We start from the raw sequence: 22,809 nt of genomic DNA on the forward strand, positions 1-22,809 counted from the left end.
GGCATCCATCAACTGCTACGGCCGGAAGGTGACTCATGGCGTACGTCATCGGTATCGACGTCGGCGGGACGTTCACGGACGGGGTGCTCGACGACGGCGCCGGGGTGATCGTCGCGGCCAAGGCGCCGTCGACGCCCCCGGACTACTCACAGGGCGTGCTGGAAGTACTGGCCGGCCTCGCCGAACAGCTCGGTCAGCCGGTCGGGGCGATGCTCGCCGAGACCCACCACATCGCACACGGCACGACGTCCTCGTTGAACGCTCTGGTGATGGGCAACGTCCCGGACGTCGGTTTCGTCACCACCGTCGGGCACCGCGACTCGCTGTTCATCATGAACGTCGAAGGCCGCTACCTCGGCTCCGCGCCGGACCAGCTGCAGAACGTGCTCGGCCAGAGCAAACAGCACACGCTGCTGCCCAAGCGGCACGCCGTCGAAGTCGTCGAACGCGTCGACCGGGACGGGACCGTACTGGTCCCGCTGGACGAGGACTCGGTCCGGACGGCGGTGCGCGCACTGCTTGCCGACGGCATCCGTTCGATCGCGGTCAGCCTGCTGTGGTCGTTCCGCAATCCGGCCCACGAGCAACGCGTCCGGGAGATCGTGCACGAGCTCGACCCCGGCGCGTTCGTTGCCCTGAGCAGCGAGATCAGTCCACGCATCCGCGAGTTCGCCCGCAGCGCGACGACCGTGATGAGCGCCCAGATCGGGCCGGGCCTCGAGGACTACCTCGGCAACCTGGAGAGTCGCCTCCGCGAGTCCGGGCTGGCCGGACCGCTGCTGGTGATGCAGAGCAACGGCGGCGCGATCGCCGCTGCCGAGGCGCCGAGCCACGCGATCAGCACGGTCGGATCGGTTCTCACCGGCGGCGTCGTCGGCGCCGTGTCGCTGGGCGAACAGCTCGGCCACCGCAACATCATCTCCACCGACGTCGGCGGTACGACGTTCCTCGTCGGACTGGTCGTCGACGGTGAACCGGTCCGGGCGAGCACGACGGTCATCAACCATCACCCGATCAACGTGCCGACCCTGCAGGTGCACGCGATCGGTTCGGGCGGCGGCGCGATCGCGTGGATCGACCCGGGCGGCAACCTCCAGGTCGGGCCGCGCAGCGCGCAGTCCGTGCCCGGACCGGCCTGTTACGGCGCCGGTGGGACCGAGCCGACGAACACCGACGCGAACCTCGTCCTCGGCATCCTCCCCGAGAAGGGTCTGCTCGGCGGCCGCAAGGCCCTCGACGTCGACGCCGCCCGGGAGGCGATCCGCGCCCGGATCGCCCAGCCGCTCGGTCTCTCGGTCGAGGACGCCGCGGCCGCGATCTACGCCGTCCAGAACGCCCAGACCGGCGACCTCCTCCGCAAGGCGGTCGTCGAGGCGGGCCACGATCCGCGGTCGTTCGTGCTGTACGCGTTCGGTGGTGCGGGTCCCGCGTACTGCGCGTCGTACGCGCGGGAGGTCGGCGTCGCCGAGGTCGTCGTACCGCTCGGACCTGTGGCGTCCGCGTTCTCCGCGTACGGCCTGGCCTCGTCGGACGTCGTCCTCACCGCCGAGATGTCCGACCCGACTGCGATGCCGCTCGATCCGGCGCGTGCCCGGCAGACGTACGACGCCCTCGAAGCCCAGGTGCGCGACGGGCTCGCGCGGCAGGGACTGAGCTTCGAGCGGATCGAGATCGTCCGCTCGCTCGACCTGCGGTACACGATGCAGCTGGCCGAGGTCGCGGTCGAGGTGCCGAACGGCGACCTCGACGACACCGCGGTCGCCGGCATCGCGCAGGCCTTCGACCGCCGGTACGCCGAGTTGTACGGCGAAGGCACCGGGTTCGCGGCGGCCGGCGTCCAGGCGATCACGTTCCGCGTCCGCGCCACCGGCGTACTGCCCTTCTCTCCCGGGCTGCCGAAGCTCACCGAGGCGGACACGTCCGACCCGGCGGCCGCGTTGCTCGAACACCGCAAGGTCTGCCTCGACGCCCGTACCGGGTACGTCGAGACCCCGATCTACGACTACCGCGCGCTCGGCGCCGGTCATCGCATCGACGGGCCTGCGGTGATCGAGGTTCCGACGACGACCGTGGTGGTCCCGCCAGGAGCAAGCGGTGTCGTCGACCATCTCGGCAACCTGGTGATCAGCACCACCGCGAAGGAGCACTGACATGAGCATGGCCATTCCGGGCTCCGAACATTTCGCGAGCCGCCCCGTCGAACCCGAAGTCCTGCGCCGCCAACTGCCTGAGACTTTGAAGGTGCACTCGGTCGGCCAGGAGCTGATCGACGCGCTCGACCCGCTGACGTACGAGGTGATCCGGCACCGGCTCTGGTCGGTCACCGAGGAGATGGGCGAGGCGCTGCAGCGGATGTCGGGCTCGCCGATCGTTACCGACGCCAACGATTTCGACTTCGCGATCTGCGACGAGCTCGGCCAGGAGGTCCAGGTCGGGCTGTACAACACGATGCTCGTCGGTGCGGTCGACCTCGCGATCTACTGGACGCTGCAGAACCGGGCCGGCAACCCGGGCATCCACGAGGGCGACATGTTCCTCTGCAACGACCCCTGGGTCGGCGGCGGCCTGCACCAGAACGACGTGATCGTCTTCCAGCCGATCTTCCACGACGGCGAGCTGTTCGCGTGGACCAGCGCGATCTGTCACGAACCGGACCTGGGCGGCGTGGGTCTCGGCTCGTTCAGCCCTGCCGCGCAGGACGTGTTCTCGGAGTCGTTGCCGACGCCACCGGTCAAGGTGGTCCGCGACTACCAGCTGCAGGACGACGTCGCCGATCTGTGGGTGCGCCGATCCCGGGTCCCGATGCTGGTCAGCCTCGATCTGCGCGCGAAGATCGGCGCGAACTCGGTCGGCCGGAAACGGCTCGCCGAGGTGATCGAGCAGTACGGCGCCGACACGGTCAAGGCCGTGATGAAGCGGATGATGTCCGACGCCGAGGGCCGGCTGCGTGGCAAGCTCTCCGGTCTTCCGGACGGCACCTGGCGTGCCACCGGGTACCAGGACCAGTCGCACGAGGGCGACCGCGGCGTGCACAAGATCACCGTCGCGATGACCAAGGCCGGCGACCGGCTGACGTTCGACTTCACCGGCACCGATCCCCAGGCCGGGATGATCAACTGCACGTACGCCGGGATGCGCGGCGGCGTCATGCTCGCGCTGTTGCCGATGCTCGCGCACGACATCCCGTGGTCGGCGGGCGGTCTGATGCGCTGCTTCGACCTCGTCTCCGAAGAGGGCACGATCAACAACGCGTCGTACCCGGCCGCTGTCGGCCGTGGGCCGATCGGCCCGGCCTGGCTGACCGGGACGCTCGTCGCCGAGTGTCTGTCGCAATTGCTGGAGCGCGACGCGGACCTCGGCAAGAGCGTGCAGGCGGCATGCTGCGGCACCTGGGACACCGCCGTACTGGCCGGGCTCGACGAACGCGGTCAGGTGCCGATGCCGTTCCTCAACATCATGATGGAGCCGATGGCCGGCGGGTACGGTGCTCGTCCGCAGACCGACGGCATGGACACCGGCGGGCTGTTCTGCATCCCGATGGGCCGCGTGCCCGACGTCGAGATGACCGAGTTCCTCTATCCCCTGCTCACGTTGTGGCGGCGCGAGGAACCCGACTCCGGCGGACCGGGCCGCCAGCGTGGCGGTGTGAGCGCTTCGCTCGCGGTCACCCTGCACGGCTCCAGCCAACCCGCCGGTCTGGTCCTCGCGTCGGCAGGCAAGGCCGTCGCGCAGAACGCCGGTCTCGCCGGCGGCTATCCGGGCAACACCGGCCTGGAGCAACTGGCCCGCAACACCGACGTCTCCGCTCTGCTCAAGGCGGGCCGGATCCCGCAGTCCGTCAGCGAACTGGGCGCCGACGTCGAACTCGGTCCGTGCTACGCGCAGTCCTACCTCGCGCCCGGCGAAGTGCTGTACATGCACTGGCAGGGCGGCGGCGGGTACGGAGACCCGCTGCTGCGCGACCCCGATGCGGTCGCCCATGACATCCACGAGCACAAGGTCACCGTCGAGGCGGCCGAATCCGTGTACGGCGTCGTGCTGCGCGACCGAACGGCACCGCGATCGGTGGCCGCGGCGGGCATGGTCGACCGCGATGCGACGCAGGCGGCGCGGGACGCGGCCCGCGCCGTACGCCGGGCTCGCTCGACCGGTGGGAGCACCAACGGTCCGCGTATCGACCCGGCCGCTGCCCAGCGCCTCGACGACAACCTCGTCCTGCACGGCACGACCGTGGCCTGCGGGCACTGCGGCCAGGCCGTCGCCGACACGACTCGCGATTCGGTTCTGGACCTGGCGCGGTACGACGGGCCGTCGTCAGAGGCGGGTCCGCAGGTCACGTCTGACCCGGGCGCGTACGTCGACGCGGAGGTTGTGTTCCGGCAGCTGTGCTGTCCGAGCTGCTGGACCGCGATCTACTCCGGGATCGTCCCGGCCACACATCCGGACCATGTCAGCGACGTCTCCCGCTTCGCGACCGCCGGGAGCGCGTCTTGAGGCTGCGAACCGTTGCGGTGCTCGGCGGCGGGCCGGGCGGTCTCTACACCGCCCGCCTGCTCCGGCTCCGGATGCCCGACTGCGAGGTCCGGCTGATCGAACAGACCGAGCCGCGCCAGACGTTCGGCTTCGGCGTCGGGCTGGCCACTCGCACCCAACGGAACCTGCAGGCCGCCGACCCCGAGTCGTTCGAGGGCATCCTCGGGATCGCGCACTCGCACGAGATGACGATGACGGTCGACGGCCACGCGGTCACCCTTCCGTCGGACGACCTGATCGCTGTCAGCCGCGGCACTCTGCTCGACGTACTGCGGGAGCACGCGGCCGGCGCCGGTGTGCGGCTCGAGTACGGCGATCATGGGTACGCGACCGAGCTGGCCAAGGAGGTCGACCTGGTGATCGCGGCCGACGGCGTCAGCAGCGCGACCCGCGAGGAGCTCGGGGTGTTCGGCAGCTCGGTGACGACCGCGGACGGGCTGTACCTGTGGGCCGGCACGGATGTTGCCCTGCCCAGCGCGCTGTTCACACCGGCGACGACCGAGCACGGCACGTTCGTCGCGCACGCCTACCCGTACGCCGCGGACCGCAGTACGTTCCTGGTCGAGACGGACGAGGAGACGTGGCGGCGCGCCGGGTTCGACGTGACGACCGAGCAGACACCGTACGACTGTGACGATCAGGTGGCGCTCGACTACCTGTCGGACGCGTTCGCGGAGCAGCTGCCCGGTCACCGGCTGATCGGCAACCGGACGAGATGGCTGCGCTTCCGGACAGTCAGCTGCGAACGGTGGCACGATCGCAATGTGGTCCTCCTGGGCGACGCGGTGCACACCGCGCACTACTCCATCGGTTCCGGTACGAAGCTCGCGATGGAGGACGGCATCGCGCTCGTCGAAGCCCTTGCCGGCGCATCCGACCTGGAAACCGCGCTGACTGACTACGAAGCCCAGCGACGCCCCGCGGTCGAACACCTCCAGTCGACGGCCCTGCGCAGCATGCGTTGGTGGGATACCTTCCCGACCCGCTTGGACCTACCGGTCGAACGCCTCTGGGTCGCGTACATGACCAGAGCCGGCAAGGTCACCCTCGACCGCTTCGGCTCAACCGCCCCCGACGTCGTCCGAACCGCGATCAACCAGTACGCAAGCACAGCCGCTCCCCAGCCCGCCGCGACCGCCGGTCCGTTGCCGGAGGCAAGCGGCGTGCCTGTTGGCGGCTTCAGCGACTGGGTGCTCGCTCACCAGTCCCCCTTCGTCGACGGTCTTGCTGAGGTGTTCGTCGACGTGGGCGACCCTCGTGGAGCGGATGCCGACGTGTTGATCAAGGGCTTGGACGCCACCGCCGTCCTGCTGACCAGCGGCGACGACCGTGAGGCCGTACTGACCATGCTCGACGTCGCCGAACGGATCCGCCTCGAGACCGCGACCCGAGTGGAGGTCCGCATCCCCACCGCGGAACGAGACCTCGGCGCAGCAGCCCTCGTCAGCGGCCGGGCCGACGCCGTCCGCCTGCGAGGCGAGGCCCGATGACCACGGTGGACCCCGCCGCCCGGCCCGCGCCGCCGGTGGACGACTTCCCCGCGCAGGACCCGGCGTACCGCACCGCCGGCCTCTGGGACTCCCTCACCATCCCCGCGCAGTTCGCCAGAGTCGTTGCCCAGCACAACGACCACCTCGCCGTCATCACCGCGGAAGGTTCCGTCACGTACGGGGAACTCGACGCCCGCTCCGACCGGATCGCAGCCGGCCTGCTGCAACTCGGCCTGCAGCCCGGCGACCGCGTACTGCTGCAGATCACCAACCGCCTGGAATCCGTCGTCGCCTGGTACGCCCTGCTCAAGGCCGCACTCGTCCCGGTCGCAACCCTCGCCCCACACCGCGAACACGAGATCAACGCCATCAGCCGCCAGGCCGAAGCACGAGCCCACCTGGTCGAAGCCGGCCTACCGTTCGACCTCGTCCCCTTCGCCACCGCAATCGCCGCCAACCACCCCACCCTCCAACACCTACTCACAATCGCCGCCCCACCGACCTCCACTCCGGCGGACGGCGTACGGCTGGAGGCGCTCGGGGCCGAGCTGGATCGGGCCGAGGCTCGTGCGATCGTCGCCGCCGCGCAGGCGAGCGTCGGCCCGGACGACCTCGCCGTCCTGCAACTGTCCGGCGGTACGACCGGCACCCCGAAGCTCATCCCCCGCCAGCACGCCGAGTACTGGTACAACGCATCCGCCTACGCCGAACGCCTCGGCTGGACGAGCGAGACACGAGTCGCGCACCTGATCCCGGTGGTGCACAACGCCGGCATCACCTGCGCCGTACACGCCGCCGCCAGCGTGGGCGCCACCCTCGTACTCGGCACCGCCGACCCGTCGACGTGGGTACCACTCATCGCCCGAACCACCGCCGACGCGGTCCTGATAGGCCACGGCCACTTCGGCGCTCTCGCCGAACCCGGCGTCCTCGACGCAATGCCCTCCCTCCGCCAGGTCGTTCTCTCCGGTGCGAAGGTCCCGGACGCCCTGTTCGACGAACTGGAACGCCGCGGGATCTGGTCCGGCCAACTGTTCGGCATGGGCGAAGGACTGTTCTGCGTGAGCAACCTCGACGACCCGCGCGAGGCACGGCTACGCACGGTCGGCACCGCCCTCAGCGCGCTCGACGAGATCAAACTCTTGCAACCCGGCACCGAACTCGAGGTAGCCGACGGCGAGGTCGGCGAACTCTGCTGCCGCGGCCCGTACACCATCCGCGGCTACTACCGCGCCGCCGACCACAACCAGCGCGCGTTCACCTCCGACGGCTTCTACCGCACCGGCGACCTGGCGAGCTGGGGCCGGTACGACGGCCGCGCGTACCTGCACATCGAAGGGCGGATCAAGGACGTCATCAACCGCGGCGGCGAGAAGATCAGCGCCGACGAGGTGGAGCGACTGCTCCTCGCCCACCCGTCGATCTCCCAGGCCGCGGTCGTCGCGATGCCCGATCCGCGGCTGGGCGAGAAGGCGTGCGCGTTCGTGGTCGCGGACCGGGAGCTCGGCGTACCCGATGTCCAGCAACACCTGCTCGCGCTCGGGGTGGCCAAGTTCAAGTGGCCCGAACGCGTCGTCCGGGTGGCCGCGCTGCCCCGGACCACCGTCGGGAAGGTCGACAAGGCCGGCCTGCGGCGGCTCGTCACAGGTGGCGGCAACTCGCCCGCCGGTTAGGGTCGATCCATGACGTCCGACCCCACGCCCCGGAATTCGCGCAGCACGACGCGCTTCGACCTGGTCGAGGGGCGGATCATCATGGAGGCCACCCGGCTGTTCGCCGAGCGTGGCTTCGCCGGAACGAGCCTCAAGGACATCGCCGAGGCGACCGGGTTGACCCGGCCCGCGCTGTACCACTACGTCCGCAGCAAAGAGGACATCCTCGCCAAGCTCGTCACCGAGCTGGCCGAGCTGCCCGCCCAGGCGCTCCGCGCGGTCAACGCCGAGAAGAAGCTGACTCCACCGCAGCGGTTGCGGCAGATGGCGTTCGCGGTCGCGCTGTTGCAGGCGACCGGACCGGCCAAGTTCCAGCTGCTGATCCGCTCCGAGGCCGACCTGCCGCCGGACCTGGTCAAGCGGTACGCCGAAAGCCGCCGCAAGGTGCTCCGCGAGTTCGTCGGCGTCATCGATGCCGGGATCGCCGCCGGCGTCTTCCGCGCGGTCGACCCGCGGATCGCGGCCCTCTCGATCATCGGCCAGTGCAACTGGGTCGCCTGGTGGCACCACGACGGCACCCCCGAGGAAAACGAACGCGTGGCCGACCAACTCGCCGACCTGGCCGTCGCCTCGGTCCTGGCCGCCGACGACGTCCACGCCGAGGACAACCCGCGTCGCCGCGCCCTGGCCCGCCTCCGCCGCGAACTCGACTACCTGGAACAGGTCATCGACGACTGATCCGCACCCGGGGACCCCCCGCTGGTTCAGCCAGTCGGCGGTCAGGCCTGGTGGGTCAGCCAGTCGGCTATGACCCGGGCGGCGAGCTCGGTGCCGGTCGGGGCGCCTTTGGTCAGCGGGCCGCCGAAGTGGGTGCCTGGGACAGACGCCACCGTGAGGTCGTCGGTCCCGAGGGCTTCGCGGAAGCGCGCGATGTCGGCGGGGTACGACGCTTGGTCGCCGGTCAGTTCGAGCAGGAGCGACGGCACCGTGACGCCAGGGGCGCAGCGAAGGAAGTCGGCGTTGGTCGTGTTGGCAGACCAGGTCGACAGCCACGCCTCGGCGGTCGCCAGGCGCCCGAAGCCGACCAGCCCGTAGTTCGTCAGGTCGGGACGACGCCCGAACAGCGAACCGTACGGACGCTCGTTCGGATCGAGCGACAGGTCGACATTCCGCAGATCGGCATCGGTCCGGTACGTCGTCAGCACCCGCGGCGCGATCGCCCGCCGCCGCTCGGCCGCATCGCCGGAAACCTTGAACGCCCGGTTCGCCGCCCGCGACTCCGCCAGCCACTCCTGAGCCCGCGCGTCGATCCGAGCGACCCGCGCCGCCTGAGCCTCGCGGTACGCCGCCATGAACCCAGCGTCGTACGTCGTCGGCTCCGGCGCCGCGACGAACCCGTTGGCCGCCGCGAACGGGTCCAACGACGGATCGACCGACAGCGGATCCGACTCGTCGGCCACCGAAGGATCGATGACCCGCAACAACAACGCGCCCTGCCCCGGATGCGGCGCCATGAACACGCATCCGTCCGGCAACGGCATCTCGGTTTCGCCCAACGGCACCGGCCGCCCCGAAGGCGTCGCCGTCAACCGCTCCCCCGCGGGCAGACCTGCCTGCTGACAGTAGAACGCCGCCAGCGTCGCCCCACCAGAATGCCCGAGACACACGACCCGCTCGAACCCGAGCTCCCGCAACCGGACGTGACCCGCCGCGAAGTCCACAATCGCCTGCTCGTGCAGCAGATTGAGATCGTTGTTCGGCGAACGCGATCCCTGCGTCCACACGGCATACCCGTCCCGCAGCAGGTACGGCACCGACGCGTGGTGCGTCACGTCCTGCCGCGGATGCATCAGCGTGACCACCGTACGAGCGCCCGCAGGCACCCTCAGTACTCCGCTCGCCGTCGCCCCGTCGCTCGTGCTCATCCGGTGCACCGTGGTTTCGACGTTCTCGGGCTCGTCGAGCAGTTCGGTGTAGCGCCCGGCGCCGAGTCGGCTGACGGTCATCGGGCCTCGACGCGCAACGCGTCCTTGTCCCATTGGGTGATCCGGCAGCCGGCCAGCCCGGCGACGCACGAGTACCAGACGGCGTGCCGGCAACCGGTCGCGCGCCGGTCGACGACGATCGGCTCGTCGGATTCGAGTACGACGTACGGACCGATCCGTAACGTCTTGACGGTCTCCTGTGCCGCGGCGACCTCGTGGACGCGGGTGTTCTCCGGGACGTCGAGCACGAAGAGGCGATGCGTCATGACATCACCGGTCCGGTTTCCTGCCATTGCTCGGCACGTTCGACGATGAGTTCCGCCTTGCGGAGCAGGAGATCGTCCATGCTGTGGCCGGGGTGCTGCACGATGTCGACGAGCGCGTCGATGGTGAGGTTCGCGTCCAGGTCCTCCTGCGGGGTGACCGGGCGGAGCGCGCGGGTGATCTCGACCATGTACCCGTTCGGGTCGTGGGTGTAGATCGACTCGATCGTCTCGTGCTGGATCTGCATCTCGACCGGCCACTCCGACGCGTCGAGGCGTCGCCGGTACTCCATCAGGTGGTCCTCGGAGTCGACGTGCAGCGCCAGATGCCGGGACCGGACGAAGAACTCCGGGGTGCCGGCGTCGAAGCGTGCGTACACGTCGCCCTTGCCTGCCGAGCGGTCCGGCGCCTCGAGGCCGAAGTAGTAGAAGAACGCGATCCGGTCGTCGTTGCCGATGTCGAAGAAGAAGTGGATGAAGTCCGGGTGGTCCTCGGGTCCCCAGCCCGCCGCGCAGATCGAGTGCACGACCGGGAACCCCAGCACGTCGCGGTAGAACCGTACCGTCCCGGCCGGATCGAACGTCGGGAACGCCGCATGGTCGACCCCGCGGACGAGGTGACTGCTCTCCAGCATCACAGCTCCTTCACGAGTTGCCCACGACGCAGCAGCGAGCCGGCGCCGTCGATCGTCAGCGGCAGGTCGAGCGCCTTGAGAATGCTGTACGCACCAGCTGTCGCCGCGGAGATCACCGGTACGCCGAACTCCCGCTCGGCGTCCTCGATCAACGGCAACGACGGCATCTGTACGCACGCGGACAACACCAGCGCGTCCGCGTTCGACAGGTCCAGCGAACGAGCCGCCGCCATCACCTGCTCGCCAGGGATGCACCCGACAGCGTGGTTGTCCTCGACCTCGAGCGCCCGCCAGTCGACGATCTCGAAACCTTCAGCCTCGAGGTACGACACGACCTGCTGCGCCAACGGACGTACGTACGGCGTGACGAGCGCGATGCGCCGGGCCGGGATCGCCCGCAGCGCCTCGACCAGCGCACCGGCACTGGAGCGCACCTTCGCCTCGGACCCGCCGGTCGCCAACTGCTCCGCGACCAGGCCCTCCACTCGTTGGTGCTCCCCCGGACCCGCGGCCATCAGCGCGACCAGGCACGCGTACAGGATCACGTCCGGGCGGGCGTCGCCGAGCTCCAGCACGCATCGCTCCCGCTGCGCGTTCATCGCCGTCAGCTGCGCGGGTGACACCTTCGCCATCCGCATCCGGCTGGCATGGAACGAAAACCCCTGCCCCAGCAGGGCAGGCAGCTCCGTCTCCACAGTCACATTGGAACTGGGAACGACCAGGCCGACCCGCGCAGTTGAAGTCTTCACATCCCCAGTCTTCGACGCAGGCGACGAAAAGTCAACACGAGCGTCAGATCTGTAGCTACGCCGGATCCTCGGCTAACCTCGCCTCATGGGAAAGATCGTCGCCATCGCCTTCGCCGCGCTCCTGATCGCGATCGGCGGCGTCTGGACCTTCCAGGGCCTCGGCTACCTCAAAGGCAGCTCGATGACCGGCCAAACCCTCTGGGCCACCATCGGCCCCATCATCGCCGCCTTCGGCGTAGCCCTCATCTTCGTAGCAATCCGAGGCCCGAAGAAACGCTGACTCGCGCGGGTCAGCGGGTCGCCTTCAGCGCGAAGAAGAGGGGGATGCGCGGGGCGTCGTCGGGGAGGCGCCACCAGCCTTCGGGGGTTTGTTGCATGGTGGGCCAGCGGGGCCAGGGGAGGACTTCGGATTCGCGCAGGGTGGTGAGCCGGAAGCCTGCGGAGGCGAGGGTGGTGAGGATTTCGCCGAGGCCGTGGCGCCATTCGTAGCTGGTTTGGCGGCCGGGGACCTCGTCGCCGGTGTAGGTGACTGTGGAGTCGTGGGCGATCGGCCCGCGCCCTTCGAGGTAGTCGGCACGGAGGACCAGGTCGTCGTTCTCGCCGGGCAGTGATACCTCCCGGAGCGCGTTGAGCAGCGGGTGGAACTCCACGACGTAAAGGACACCACCCGGCTTCAACAGCTCACGTACGACGTCCGCCCACTCCCGCAGCTCCGGCAGATAGCAGAGCGCGCCCTTGCCTGTGTAGACGATGTCGAACTGCCGCCCTCGAGCCGCCTGCACCGCGTCGTAGACGTTGGCGTGCAAATACTCGACATTCACGCCGGCATCCGCAGCGATCCGCCGAGCCGCCTCCAGCGACTTCTCCGACAGGTCGAGGCCCGTGGTCCGCGCACCACGCCGCGCGAACTCGATCGTCTCCGTACCGAGATGGCACTGCAGGTGCAGTACGTCGCGTCCGTCGAGTGGCCCGAGATCCGCCCACTCGTAGTCGGCGAACCAGAACTCCGCAGGCCGGTCGTAGAACGCGCTGGCCGCGTGCAGCGGAGCCCGTGCGTTCCAGTCGGCCTCGTTGGCGGCCACCATCTGCTGCGTCTGCGCGTCCAGAGTCACAACGAGCAGTCTGCCCCACCTACGGTTGACGCGAGCGGGTAAAGGCGGCCACGCGTTCGCTGTACGCGGCCCGTGCCTCCGCGTCGGCGCCGAGACCGCGGTCGTCGCCGGCAAGCCGTCGGCCGAGGGACATGACGGAAGACGGTACGAGACCGTCGAGCACCTTCCACCCCGCCAGCCACCGCGGTACGGCGATCTCCGCCTGCCTTGTCCGGCACGTCCGCAGTACGGCGGCTGCCACCTCGTCCGGATCGACCGTCGGAAGCAGCCCGCCAAGGCGCACACCGGACGACAGCGACGTACGTACGGCGCTCGGCAGCACCGCGCTCACCGTGACGCCCGTGCCGTGGAGCTCTCGTCGTACCGCGGCCGTCAGCCCGACGGCGGCATACTTCGACGCGTTGTAGACCGCCATCCCGGGGAACGGGATCTTGCCGGCCATCGAGCAGACATTCACAACATGACCGTGGCCCTGGGCAACCATTCGCGGCAGCACCAGCCGCATCCCGTGGATCAGCCCCCACACGTTGACGTCGAGCGTCGTCCGGCTGAGCTCGTCCGGCTCGTCGAGGAACCGGCCGAGTGGCATCACGCCCGCGTTGTTCACCAGGATGTCGATCCGCCCACTCTCCGCGACGACGCGGTCGACAACCTCCGCGAACGACTCGCGCGCCGTCACGTCGAGGCGCCAGGCTCCTGTGGACGTGTCGAGATCGCCGGTATGGACAGTCGCGCCGGCGGCCCGGAACGCCTCGGCCGTCGTCCGGCCGATCCCCCGCGCGGCGCCGGTCACGAGTACGACGGAATCCGCCAACTCCAGGCCCTTCATCGGACGACCTCGAGCGCCGACACCTCGTATGCCGCAGGATCGAACGTACCGACGCGGCTCCGCAGACGCCCGCTCGACCACGGCCAACTGAAACTGTTCCGGCCGTTGACATCGTGGTAGTAGCTCGCACAACCGCCTTTCTCGTAGACGGTGCTGGGCAATGCCGCCTGGACCGACTCGACGAACGCCGCCTGCACCTCGGGCCGTACGTCGAGACTTGACCAGCCCTGCGACAACAGCGCCGTTACCGCGCCGAGTACGTGGTCGAGCTGCGCCTCGAGGATCATGAACGCGGACGTATGACCCGTGCCGAGGTTGGGCCCGAGCAGGTTGAACAGGTTCGGGAACCCGGACACCGCCGTGCCCAGGTAGGCCTGCGGGCTGCCCTGCCAGTGATCCGCCAAGCTGCGGCCGTCCGCGTCGTGCACGCGCGTCGCGATCGGCAGGTCGAGGATCCTGAAGCCGGTCCCGAACACGACCACATCCACCGCCGCGCGGCTGCCGTCGGCGCCGATCACCTCCCGGCCGTCGAAGCCGGCCACCGCCGCCGGATGCATCGTAACGTTGCCCTGGGCAAGCGCCGGGTAGTAGCTGTTCGACATCAGCAACCGCTTGCAACCCAACGTGTACGACGGTGTGAGCGCCGTGCGCAACGACTTCGACGGGACAGCGCGACGCAGGTGGAGCACACCGAGCTGCTGAACGGCGCGCATGATCGACGGATGCCGGAAGCCGAGACCGAGCGCCTCCATTCCCAGGTACTCCAGCGTACGCAACGCCCGCTGCGCCGCCGGGAACCGCCGGAAGAGACGCCGCTCCAACTCGACGACGTAATGATCCGGCTTCGGCAGCACCCACTGGGCGGTCCGCTGGAACAAGTGCAACGACGAAACGTCCGGCTGGATCGCCGGTACGAACTGCACGGCCGACGCGCCCGACCCGATCACGGCAACCCGCTTGCCGGTCAGGTCGACCGAATGGTCCCATCGCGACGAGTGGAACATCGGCCCGTCGAAGGTCCCCGGGATCGACGGCATCAGCGGCTCGTGCCACGGCCCGGTCGCGGTGATCAGCACGCGCGCCTCCAGCGGACCGTCGGTCGTCTCGAGCAGCCAGCGCCGGCCGTCCCAGTCCGCGCGGAGGAGCTCGACGCCGCACCGGATCCTCGGGAGTACGCCGTACCGCTCTGCCGTGTCGAGGAGATACGCCTGGATCTCGCGCTGTCCCGCGAAGGCGCGAGTCCAGGACGGGTTCGGGGCGAACGAGTACGAGTACAGCGCGGACGGCACGTCGCAGGCACACCCGGGATAGGTGTTGTCGCGCCAGGTGCCGCCGGGCGCGTGCGCCTTCTCCAGCACGGTGAAGTCCGTGATCCCCGCCTGCCGCAGGCGGATCGCCGCGCCGATCCCCGACGCTCCGGCTCCGATGACGACCACATCCATGACCGACCACCTCCAGAAACCGACGGTATCTGAATACTTCGGGGATGCCAATACCGTACGTACTAGAGTCGATCGCATGCCGAGGATGACGCGCGCGGAGAGCCAGGCGCGGACCCGCGAGACCTTGGTCGCGACCGCGACGACGCTGTTCCTGCGCGACGGCTACGCCGCGACGAGCCTGGAGAAGGTGGCCGACGAGGCCGGCTACTCCAAGGGCGCGGTGTACTCGAACTTCCGCAACAAGGACGAACTGTGCCTGGTCGTGGTGGACGCGATCCGCTCGGACCAGGCCCGCCGAATGGCTGCCGCCCTCGAGGGCGCGGACACGCTCGAGGCGATGCTGGTCGCGTTCCAGCACTGGGCGGAGACGACCATCGGCGACGTCGCCTGGACGGTGTTCGAGGTCGAGTTCGCCACGCGCGCCCGGCAGGACGAGCACATCCGGCGGGAGCTCGCCGAGCGGAACGCACAGATCCGGGCGGCCGTGACCACGCTCCTCAGCGAGCATGCCGACGCGTTCGGGATCACGCTGCCGCTGCCGGCCGCCACCTGCGCGACCGCCCTGCTCAGCCTGGGCGTCGGACTCGGCGTCCAGCGCGCCATCGATCCCGACGTCGGTGTCGCGGTGCTACCGAACATGATCCGGCTGCTCGCCGGCGGCTCCAGCTGAGTCCGCTTTTCCACAGGTCTTGTTCAAGGTTTGTGGATAAGCTTGAATAAGGGTATGGCACGGGTTGAGTTGCACCGCTGGCCCGGGCACCCCGACGGGTTCACCCGGGCGGAGCGCCTGGGCGGGTCGTACGAGCTGTACCTGCCCGACCCACTGGTCGGGCGTGAGTTCGACCTGCCCGACGACGTGCTCGCGCTGCTCGAGGACGCCGCCGGCGATCTCGCCCGCCTGGACGCGACCGCCGCCGTGCTGACGAACAGCGAGGCGCTGGCGCGGCTGCTGCTCCGGGCCGAGGCGGTCGGGTCGTCGCACATCGAAGGTCTCGTCGTCGGCGCGCGCCGGTTGCTGAAGGCCGACGTACTGCGGGACCGGGCCCGGGACGTGACGGCCGAGGAGGTGCTCGGCGCGGTCGACGCGATGACCTGGGTGACGGACTCCGTACAGGCCGGTGACAAGCTCGAGGTCGAGCATCTGCTGGAAGCGCATCGCCGACTGATGGCGCAGTCGCCGAACCCGGAGTACGGCGGCGAGATCCGCTACCTGCAGAACTGGATCGGCGGCCGCTCCCCCGCCGAGGCGTACTACGTCCCGCCGCCGGCCCAACTGATCCCGGAACTGCTCGCCGACCTGATGACCTTCGTCCGCGAGTCGCGCCTCCCGGTGCTCGCGAAGACCGCGATCGCGCATGCACAGTTCGAGACCGTCCACCCCTTTGCCGACGGCAACGGCCGGACCGGGCGCGCGCTGATCCACCTGATCCTGCGCGCCGAGGGCCTGATCACCCGCACGGTCCCACCTGTCTCGCTGTCGCTCGCGACGCATGCCTTCGAGTACGTCGAGGCGCTGACCGCCTTCCGGTACGTCGGACGCGCCACCACCGCCAAGGCCCGCGCCGCCGCGAACCCGTGGTTGCGGATGTTCGCGATGGCGTGCACGCATGCGACCGCGGAGGCCGCCCGCTTCGAGCAGACTGCATCCGACCTCAAGGACGAATGGCGCGAGCGCGCCGCGCCGGTCCGCGCCGGGTCGGCTGCCGAGTTGCTGATCGAGGCACTGCCCGCCGCTCCGGTCCTCACCCTCGCGGCCGCCGCCCAGCTGATCGACCGCTCGCAACAGGCCGCGAACCAGGGCCTGGCCCGGCTGGTCGAGGCCGGCATCCTCCGTGAGGTCACCGACGGGCGGCGCAACCGCGTCTACGAGGCGCCGGAGCTGATCGACGCGTTCACCTTGCTGGAACGCCGCTTCGCGAGCCCGGCCGCGGACACCCGGATCGAACCACCTAGCAGACCGGTCCCGTCGAGGCCAGGACCGACACACTAGGCGGTTTGACTTTCCGGTCGCGAGCGAGCAAGAATTCGAACACATGTTCGAAGCGTACAGGGGAGCTCGTGATGGCGTTCGACTGGGACATCCTGCACCGGCCGTCGGCGATGGCGATGGTGCGCGGCCAGCTGGGCTTCAGCTGGATGGTGCTGTCCGGACGCCTGGCCCAGCTGACCGACGAGCAGTACTTCTGGCGGCCGAGCAGTGCGGCGCTGACCGTCGTCCGGAGGCACTACGCCGGGCAGTTCCGATCACTCGGGTCCGGCGAATGGGTCGCGCAGTGGCCGGACGAGCCGGACCACCGTGGGCCGCGGACGATCGCTTGGCTGATCGCGCACCTGACCGAGACGTTCTTCGAGCGCTGGGAGTGGACGTTCGGGGCGAGCCGGCAAGGCCGCGCGGACATCACCCTGCACGGCAACGCCCGCGACGCGGTCGCCTGGCTGACGTACTGGGTCGAGGCCTGGCAGGACGCGATCGCCGAGCTGGACGAGAGCGAGGCGATGACGATCGGCCTCAGCCAGGCCAACGAGCTGGACGCGAGCGAACCCTTCGGACACGTCGTGCTGCGGCTCAACCGTGAGCTCATCCACCACGGCTCGGAGATCATGACGCTCCAGGACCTGTACGCGGTCGCGGCGTGAGGACACAAGATGTGCGACACGCGGCGTGGCGCTACCACAAGATGTAGATCGATCGGCCTAGCATCGCTACTGCTGGTGGTTCGGGATGCTCAACACCACAAGATGTTGGGTAGTCCGAGGCAACAGGGGAATCCGGTGCGACTCCGGAGCTGCCCCGCAACGGTGAGCCGACGCGCCGTCCAGGCGCGCCCGCAAGTCCGGATACCTGCCACCGGCGCGTGCACCGCCGGTGCACGCGGTCCGAGATCTCGCGGGTGGGTCGCCGGGCGCGACGGTAGTGATCCCGGCCGGTGCTGCCGGTCGCGTCGTGCGCCTGCTCGTGTGGTCTCGGGTCTCCGAACTCTTCTGGAGCGCACACCTGTGACCATCGCTTCCTCATCCCCCGCGGCAGCGGGTCAGGCGGTCGAGCTGACCGTCGTCCGCCGCGACGGCAGCAGTACTCCCTTCGACACCACCAAGATCTCCGTCGCCATGACGAAGGCGTTCCTCGCCGTCGAGGGCGCCGACGCCGGCAGCACCCACCGGGTCCGCGACCTGGTGACCGACCTGACCGGCCGGGTCGTCACCGCCCTCACCAGCCGCGGCCTGCCGTCCGCCACGTCGTCCACGTCTTCCACGTCTTCCACGTCTTCCACGTCTTCCACGTCTTCCACGTCTTCCACGTCCACGACTTCCACGTCTTCCAGGGCGCGCCGCAGCGTGCAGGTCGAGGACATCCAGGACCAGGTCGAGCTGGCGCTGATGCGCGCCGGCGAGCACCAGGTCGCCCGCGCCTACGTGCTGTACCGCGAGGAGCGGACCAAGGCCCGGACGCCCGCCGACCCGTCCGGCGTCACCGACAAGCCGGCGCTGACCGTCCGCGCGGCCGACGGCAGCCGCACCCCGCTCGACGTCGACCGGCTCCGGGTGATCGTCGCCGAGGCCGCCGACGGCCTCGATGCGGTCGACGCCGAGCTGATCCTCGACGAGACCCTCGGCTCCTGTTACGACGGCATCGCGCAGCACGAGGTCGAGCTCGCACTGGTGATGGCCACCCGGTCGTACGTCGAGACCGAGCCGCAGTACAGCTTCGCCGCGGCCCGCCTGCTGCTCGACCAGATCCGCCGCGAGGCGCTCGGCCGCGTGCACGGCGAACCACGCCAGGCAAGCCAGGCCGACATGACCGAGGCGTACGCCGACTACTTCCCGCGCTACATCCGGACCGGCATCGAGGCCGGCCAACTCGACCCGGAGCTCGGCCGCTTCGACCTCGATCGTCTCGCCGCCGCGATCAGGCCCGAGCGCGACCTCGGCTTCACGTTCCTGGCGCTGCAGACGCTGTACGACCGCTATCTGCTGCACCTCGACAAGGTGCGGTACGAGTTGCCGCAGGCGTTCTTCCTCCGGGTCGCGATGGGCATGGCGCTCCGCGAGGACGACCGCGACGCCCGCGCGATCGAGTTCTACGAACTGCTCAGCTCGTTCCGCTTCATGTCGTCGACACCGACCCTGTTCAACTCCGGCACCACCCGCCCGCAGCTGTCGTCCTGCTTCCTGACGACGGTCCAGGACGACCTGTCCGGCATCTTCACCGGCATCCGCAACAACGCCCTGCTCGCCAAGTACTCCGGCGGCCTCGGCAACGACTGGACCCCCATCCGCGGCATCGGCGCCCACATCCACGGCACCAACGGCGAGTCCCAGGGCATAGTCCCCTTCCTCAAAATCGCCAACGACACCGCCGTAGCCGTGAATCAGTGTTTCGCGCCGGAGACGCTTGTCTACACCGCAGGCAGAGCGAAAGCGATCCGCGACGTCAAGATCGGCGACCTGGTCCTCGGCGCCAGCGGTCGCTACCGCGAAGTGACGAAGACATTCACGTACGACCAGGACGGCCCGATGGTGGAGCTCGACGTCAAGCACTCGATCGACCCGCTCGTGGTGACGTCTGGGCACCCGTTCTACGCAATTCAGGGCATTCCGCTGGAGCAGGGCAACGAGCGCACGTTCCGGTGGCTCAAGAACGGAAAGGTCAAGCCCGGGTGGGTCGAGGCGGGAATGATCAGTAAGGGTGACTACATCGGTCAGGTAGTGCCGGAGGAGATTGTCCCCGTCGGTCTCACCGATGACGACGCACGGCTGTACGGCATCCTGCTCGGCGATGGCCACTCGTCGAAGGACGGCCGTGAGTGGGGCGTCTCGGGCAATCCGACGCGTGATACGCATCTGTCCTTCGTTCGTACCTACTTGACCTCGCGCGGCATCCACTTCTGGGAGGCGCATCGAGGAGACACCTACACGCAGATCTGCTGGGCCTCCGGACGTGGACCACTGCGCGACCCGATGACCGGACGCATCAGCGGGCCGGGCGAGCCAACTCTGCCGTTCACACGTAAGGATCTGTACGCCAGAGATCGCACAAAACGCATCGCGCGACGACTTGCACATCTTCCGCCCAGCCAGACCCTCGCGCTCGTGCGCGGCCTTCTCGAGACGGACGGTGGCGTGTCACGTGGAAAGGAAATCTACTTCACCACTACCTCCGAAGGTCTCGCTACCGGTCTGCGTTACCAACTGCTTCGGCTCGGAGTCCCGACGGCCGGACAGTACCGGGTGCGCGAAGGCGAACATACCGGCCGTCGCTCAGACGGGTCCGAGATTACGTTCTCCAAGCCTGTGCAGACATTCGATCTCCGTATCCCCGCTGTCCCGGGAATCGCCGAGCTGTTCGGAATCACCCCCATTCGGAAACTCAACTGGATCTCGCACGAAGGAATGGTCTTCTCCCGCGTGCGCGATGTCCGCGCGATCCCACCGGTTCCGGTCGTGCACGACCTCGAGGTCGACGTCGACCAGTCCTACATGACCGTCGCCGGTCTGGCTCACAACGGAGGCAAGCGCAAGGGCGCGGTGTGTGCGTATTTGGAGACTTGGCATATCGATGTCGAGGAGTTTCTCGAGCTGCGGAAGAACACCGGGGACGAGCGGCGGCGGACTCATGACATGAACACCGCGAACTGGGTGCCTGATCTGTTCATGCAGCGGGTGGAGGCCGGCGGTGATTGGACGCTGTTCTCGCCGGACGAGGTCCCGGAGCTGCATGATCTGTACGGCGCTGCGTTCGCCGAGGCGTACGCCGGCTACGAGGCGGCGGCGGATCGTGGGGAGATCCGGGTCTTCAAGCGGGTGAAGGCGGTCGAGCTGTGGCGGCGCATGCTGACGGTGCTGTTCGAGACCGGGCACCCGTGGATCACCTTCAAGGACGCCAGCAACCTGCGGTCACCGCAGCAGCACGACGGCGTTGTCCACTCGTCCAACCTCTGCACCGAGATCACGCTGAACACCACCGTCGACGAAACCGCGGTCTGCAACCTCGGCTCGGTCAACCTGGTCGCGCATCTCACCGCGGACGGCCTGGATGCCGAGCTGCTCCGGGACACCGTCCGGACCGCGGTGCGGATGCTCGACAACGTCATCGACGTGAACTTCTACACCACCCCAGAGGCGGAGCGGGCGAACCAGCGGCACCGCCCGGTCGGCCTCGGGTTGATGGGTTTCGCGGACGCACTCGCCAAGCTGCGGATTCCGTACGCCTCCGACGCGGCCGTCGAGTTCGCGGACCGATCCATGGAGGAGATCAGCTACCACGCGATCGAGGCGTCGAGTGACCTGGCGGCCGAGCGCGGCAGCTACTCGTCGTACGACGGGTCGCTGTGGAGCCTCGGGATCCTGCCGATCGACTCGCTCGACCTGCTGCACACCGCCCGCGACGGCGACGTGATCATCGACCGCGGCACCCGGCTCGACTGGGAAACGCTGCGGGCGAAGGTCCTCCGCGACGGCCTGCGGAACTCGAACGTGATGGCGATCGCGCCGACCGCGACGATCTCGAACATCTGCGGCGTGAGCCAGTCGATCGAGCCGACGTACAGCAACCTGTTCGTGAAGTCGAACATGTCCGGCGAGTTCACCGTCGCGAACCCGTACCTGGTCGCCGATCTGAAGGCCCGCGGGCTGTGGGACCAGGTGATGGTGTCCGACCTGAAGTACCACGACGGTGTGCTGGCCGGGATCGAGCGGATCCCCGCCGACCTGCGCGAGCTGTACGCGACCGCGTTCGAGATCGACCCGCTGTGGCTGGTGAAGGCGGCCTCGCGGCGGCAGAAGTGGATCGACCAGGCGCAGTCGCTGAACCTCTACATGGCGAAGCCGTCCGGCCGGGCCCTCGACGAGCTGTACCGGTCAGCTTGGCGGTACGGCCTCAAGACGACCTATTACCTGCGTTCCCAGTCGGCGACGCACGTGGAGAAGTCCACGCTGCGGGGCACCGACGGCCGCCTCAACGCCGTACCGGTTGCCTTGGCCGAGCCCACCGGAGCGGTCTGCTCCATCGACGACCCCGACTGCGAGGCCTGCCAGTGAACACCATTTCCATCGGAGCCGACCGGGTGCAGGTCGCCGAGAAGTCCATGATCAACTCGCGGGCCGACGTCAACCAACTGCTGCCGCTGAAGTACAAGTGGGCCTGGGAGAAGTACCTGAACGCCTGCAACAACCACTGGATGCCCACGGAAGTCTCGATGCAGGCAGACATCTCCCTGTGGAAGTCCCCCAACGGCCTGACCGATGACGAGCGGCTGATGCTCAAGCGGAACCTCGGCTTCTTCGCCACCGCGGAGTCCCTGGTCGCGAACAACATCGTCCTCGCGGTCTACCGTCAGCTCAGCAACCCCGAATGCCGGCAGTACCTGCTCCGCCAGGCGTTCGAGGAGGCCGTGCACACGCACACCTTCCAGTACATCTGTACGTCGCTCGGCCTGGACGAGGGCGAGCTGTTCAACATGTACCGCGAGATCCCGTCGATCTCCGACAAGGACGCCTGGGCGCTGAAGTACACCCAGCACCTCGAGGACCCGGACTTCCGCACTGGTACGCCGGAGAACGACACGGCGTTCCTGCGCGACCTGATCGCGTTCTACGTGGTGTTCGAGGGAATGTGGTTCTACACCGGGTTCGCGCAGATCCTGTCGCTCGGCCGGCGGAACAAGATGGTCGGCATCGCCGAGCAGTACCAGTACATCCTGCGCGACGAGTCGATCCACCTGAACTTCGGCATCGACTGCATCAACCAGATCAAGCAGGAGAATCCGCACCTGTGGACGGCTGCGTTCCAGGCCGAGGTCCGGCAGATGCTGGCCGAGGCCTGCGAACTCGAGGTCGCCTACGGCCGCGCCACCCTGCCGAACGGCATGCTCGGCCTGACCGCGGACCTCTGCGAGCAGTACATGCACTTCATCACCGACCGCAGAGCAGAACAAATTGGACTTGATCCGCTGTTCGGTGAAACGCGGAGCCCCTTCGGATGGATGTCAGAGGTGATGGACCTGAAGAAGGAGAAGAACTTCTTCGAGACCCGAGTGATCGAGTACCAGTCCGCCGGCGGTCTCAGCTGGGACTGACCACCTGATCACCCCTCGGACAGGGAGGCCCGCGGCGCAACTCG

Annotated in this window: 18 protein-coding genes and 1 riboswitch; of the genes, 11 read left to right on the forward strand and 7 right to left on the reverse strand. The window is 68.7% G+C overall.

Translation table 11 applies throughout. The features are described from left to right. Positions 1-35: 35 nt before the first annotated feature. Genes ACFYRU_RS34180 through ACFYRU_RS34200 form a run of 5 tightly spaced genes read left to right on the forward strand, consistent with a single transcriptional unit; the run spans position 36 to position 8,413 of the window. On the forward strand, positions 36-2,150 hold the full coding sequence (locus tag ACFYRU_RS34180) for a hydantoinase/oxoprolinase family protein (protein ID WP_387666556.1): 2,115 nt from the start codon (positions 36-38) through the stop codon (positions 2,148-2,150). A gap of 1 nt (position 2,151) precedes the next feature. Then, complete coding sequence (locus tag ACFYRU_RS34185; protein WP_387666559.1) at positions 2,152-4,494, forward strand: hydantoinase B/oxoprolinase family protein; 2,343 nt, start codon at positions 2,152-2,154, stop codon at positions 4,492-4,494. Continuing rightward, complete coding sequence (locus ACFYRU_RS34190; protein ID WP_387666562.1) at positions 4,491-6,023, forward strand: FAD-dependent monooxygenase; 1,533 nt, start codon at positions 4,491-4,493, stop codon at positions 6,021-6,023. Before ACFYRU_RS34185 ends, ACFYRU_RS34190 begins: the two co-directional genes overlap by 4 nt. After that, on the forward strand, positions 6,020-7,696 hold the full coding sequence (locus ACFYRU_RS34195; protein ID WP_387666565.1) for a (2,3-dihydroxybenzoyl)adenylate synthase: 1,677 nt from the start codon (positions 6,020-6,022) through the stop codon (positions 7,694-7,696). The genes ACFYRU_RS34190 and ACFYRU_RS34195 overlap by 4 nt, the downstream gene beginning before the upstream one ends. Before the next feature lie 9 nt (positions 7,697-7,705). After that, entirely contained in the window at positions 7,706-8,413 is a 708-nt protein-coding gene (locus ACFYRU_RS34200; RefSeq protein ID WP_387666567.1) for a TetR/AcrR family transcriptional regulator, read from the forward strand. Positions 8,414-8,454: 41 nt separating this feature from the next. Here the strand turns inward: ACFYRU_RS34200 and ACFYRU_RS34205 are convergent, their stop codons facing one another. Genes ACFYRU_RS34205 through ACFYRU_RS34220 form a run of 4 tightly spaced genes read right to left on the reverse strand, consistent with a single transcriptional unit; the run spans position 8,455 to position 11,307 of the window. Then, on the reverse strand, positions 8,455-9,681 hold the full coding sequence (locus tag ACFYRU_RS34205; RefSeq protein ID WP_387666569.1) for an alpha/beta hydrolase: 1,227 nt from the start codon (positions 9,679-9,681) through the stop codon (positions 8,455-8,457). Next, complete coding sequence (locus tag ACFYRU_RS34210) at positions 9,678-9,926, reverse strand: hypothetical protein (RefSeq protein ID WP_141852490.1); 249 nt, start codon at positions 9,924-9,926, stop codon at positions 9,678-9,680. Before ACFYRU_RS34210 ends, ACFYRU_RS34205 begins: the two co-directional genes overlap by 4 nt. Further along, on the reverse strand, positions 9,923-10,558 hold the full coding sequence (locus ACFYRU_RS34215; RefSeq protein ID WP_387666571.1) for a VOC family protein: 636 nt from the start codon (positions 10,556-10,558) through the stop codon (positions 9,923-9,925). The genes ACFYRU_RS34210 and ACFYRU_RS34215 overlap by 4 nt, the downstream gene beginning before the upstream one ends. Beyond that, positions 10,558-11,307, reverse strand: coding sequence for a maleate cis-trans isomerase (locus ACFYRU_RS34220; protein ID WP_387666574.1), 750 nt, complete (start codon positions 11,305-11,307; stop codon positions 10,558-10,560). The genes ACFYRU_RS34215 and ACFYRU_RS34220 overlap by 1 nt, the downstream gene beginning before the upstream one ends. Positions 11,308-11,392: 85 nt before the next feature. On the opposite strand from ACFYRU_RS34220, the gene ACFYRU_RS34225 reads away from it, so the two are divergent. Next, complete coding sequence (locus tag ACFYRU_RS34225; RefSeq protein WP_387666575.1) at positions 11,393-11,587, forward strand: hypothetical protein; 195 nt, start codon at positions 11,393-11,395, stop codon at positions 11,585-11,587. Positions 11,588-11,597: 10 nt separating this feature from the next. Here the strand turns inward: ACFYRU_RS34225 and ACFYRU_RS34230 are convergent, their stop codons facing one another. The 3 genes from ACFYRU_RS34230 to ACFYRU_RS34240 are packed head-to-tail and all read right to left on the reverse strand — an operon-like array spanning position 11,598 to position 14,690. After that, positions 11,598-12,419, reverse strand: a complete 822-nt coding sequence (locus ACFYRU_RS34230) for a class I SAM-dependent methyltransferase (protein ID WP_387666577.1) — start codon at positions 12,417-12,419, stop codon at positions 11,598-11,600. A 19-nt stretch (positions 12,420-12,438) separates the two neighbouring features. Beyond that, positions 12,439-13,248: an SDR family oxidoreductase gene (locus ACFYRU_RS34235; RefSeq protein WP_387666580.1), complete on the reverse strand. Its 810-nt coding sequence runs from the start codon at positions 13,246-13,248 to the stop codon at positions 12,439-12,441. Continuing rightward, positions 13,245-14,690 (reverse strand): FAD-dependent oxidoreductase, encoded by a 1,446-nt coding sequence (locus ACFYRU_RS34240; protein WP_387666582.1) that lies wholly within the window; start codon positions 14,688-14,690, stop codon positions 13,245-13,247. Before ACFYRU_RS34240 ends, ACFYRU_RS34235 begins: the two co-directional genes overlap by 4 nt. Positions 14,691-14,766: 76 nt before the next feature. Between ACFYRU_RS34240 and ACFYRU_RS34245 the strand changes: the two genes are divergently transcribed. The 5 genes from ACFYRU_RS34245 (at position 14,767) to ACFYRU_RS34265 (ending at position 22,765) form a co-directional block, all read left to right on the forward strand. Further along, complete coding sequence (locus tag ACFYRU_RS34245; protein WP_387666583.1) at positions 14,767-15,360, forward strand: TetR/AcrR family transcriptional regulator; 594 nt, start codon at positions 14,767-14,769, stop codon at positions 15,358-15,360. A gap of 54 nt (positions 15,361-15,414) precedes the next feature. Further along, entirely contained in the window at positions 15,415-16,680 is a 1,266-nt protein-coding gene (locus ACFYRU_RS34250; protein WP_387666585.1) for a Fic family protein, read from the forward strand. A 71-nt stretch (positions 16,681-16,751) separates the two neighbouring features. After that, entirely contained in the window at positions 16,752-17,327 is a 576-nt protein-coding gene (locus tag ACFYRU_RS34255) for a DinB family protein (protein WP_387666588.1), read from the forward strand. Positions 17,328-17,386: 59 nt separating this feature from the next. Continuing rightward, positions 17,387-17,555: riboswitch (cobalamin riboswitch) on the forward strand. A 132-nt stretch (positions 17,556-17,687) separates the two neighbouring features. After that, entirely contained in the window at positions 17,688-21,728 is a 4,041-nt protein-coding gene (locus tag ACFYRU_RS34260; protein ID WP_387666591.1) for a ribonucleoside-diphosphate reductase subunit alpha, read from the forward strand. Then, the gene (locus ACFYRU_RS34265; RefSeq protein ID WP_387666594.1) at positions 21,725-22,765 is read left to right on the forward strand and encodes a ribonucleotide-diphosphate reductase subunit beta; all 1,041 of its coding nucleotides are present in this window, start codon (positions 21,725-21,727) and stop codon (positions 22,763-22,765) included. The genes ACFYRU_RS34260 and ACFYRU_RS34265 overlap by 4 nt, the downstream gene beginning before the upstream one ends. Positions 22,766-22,809: the final 44 nt, after the last annotated feature.

The sequence above is a fragment of the Kribbella sp. NPDC004536 genome (assembly GCF_042873835.1).
In the GTDB taxonomy this organism is placed as follows: Bacteria; Actinomycetota; Actinomycetes; order Propionibacteriales; family Kribbellaceae; genus Kribbella.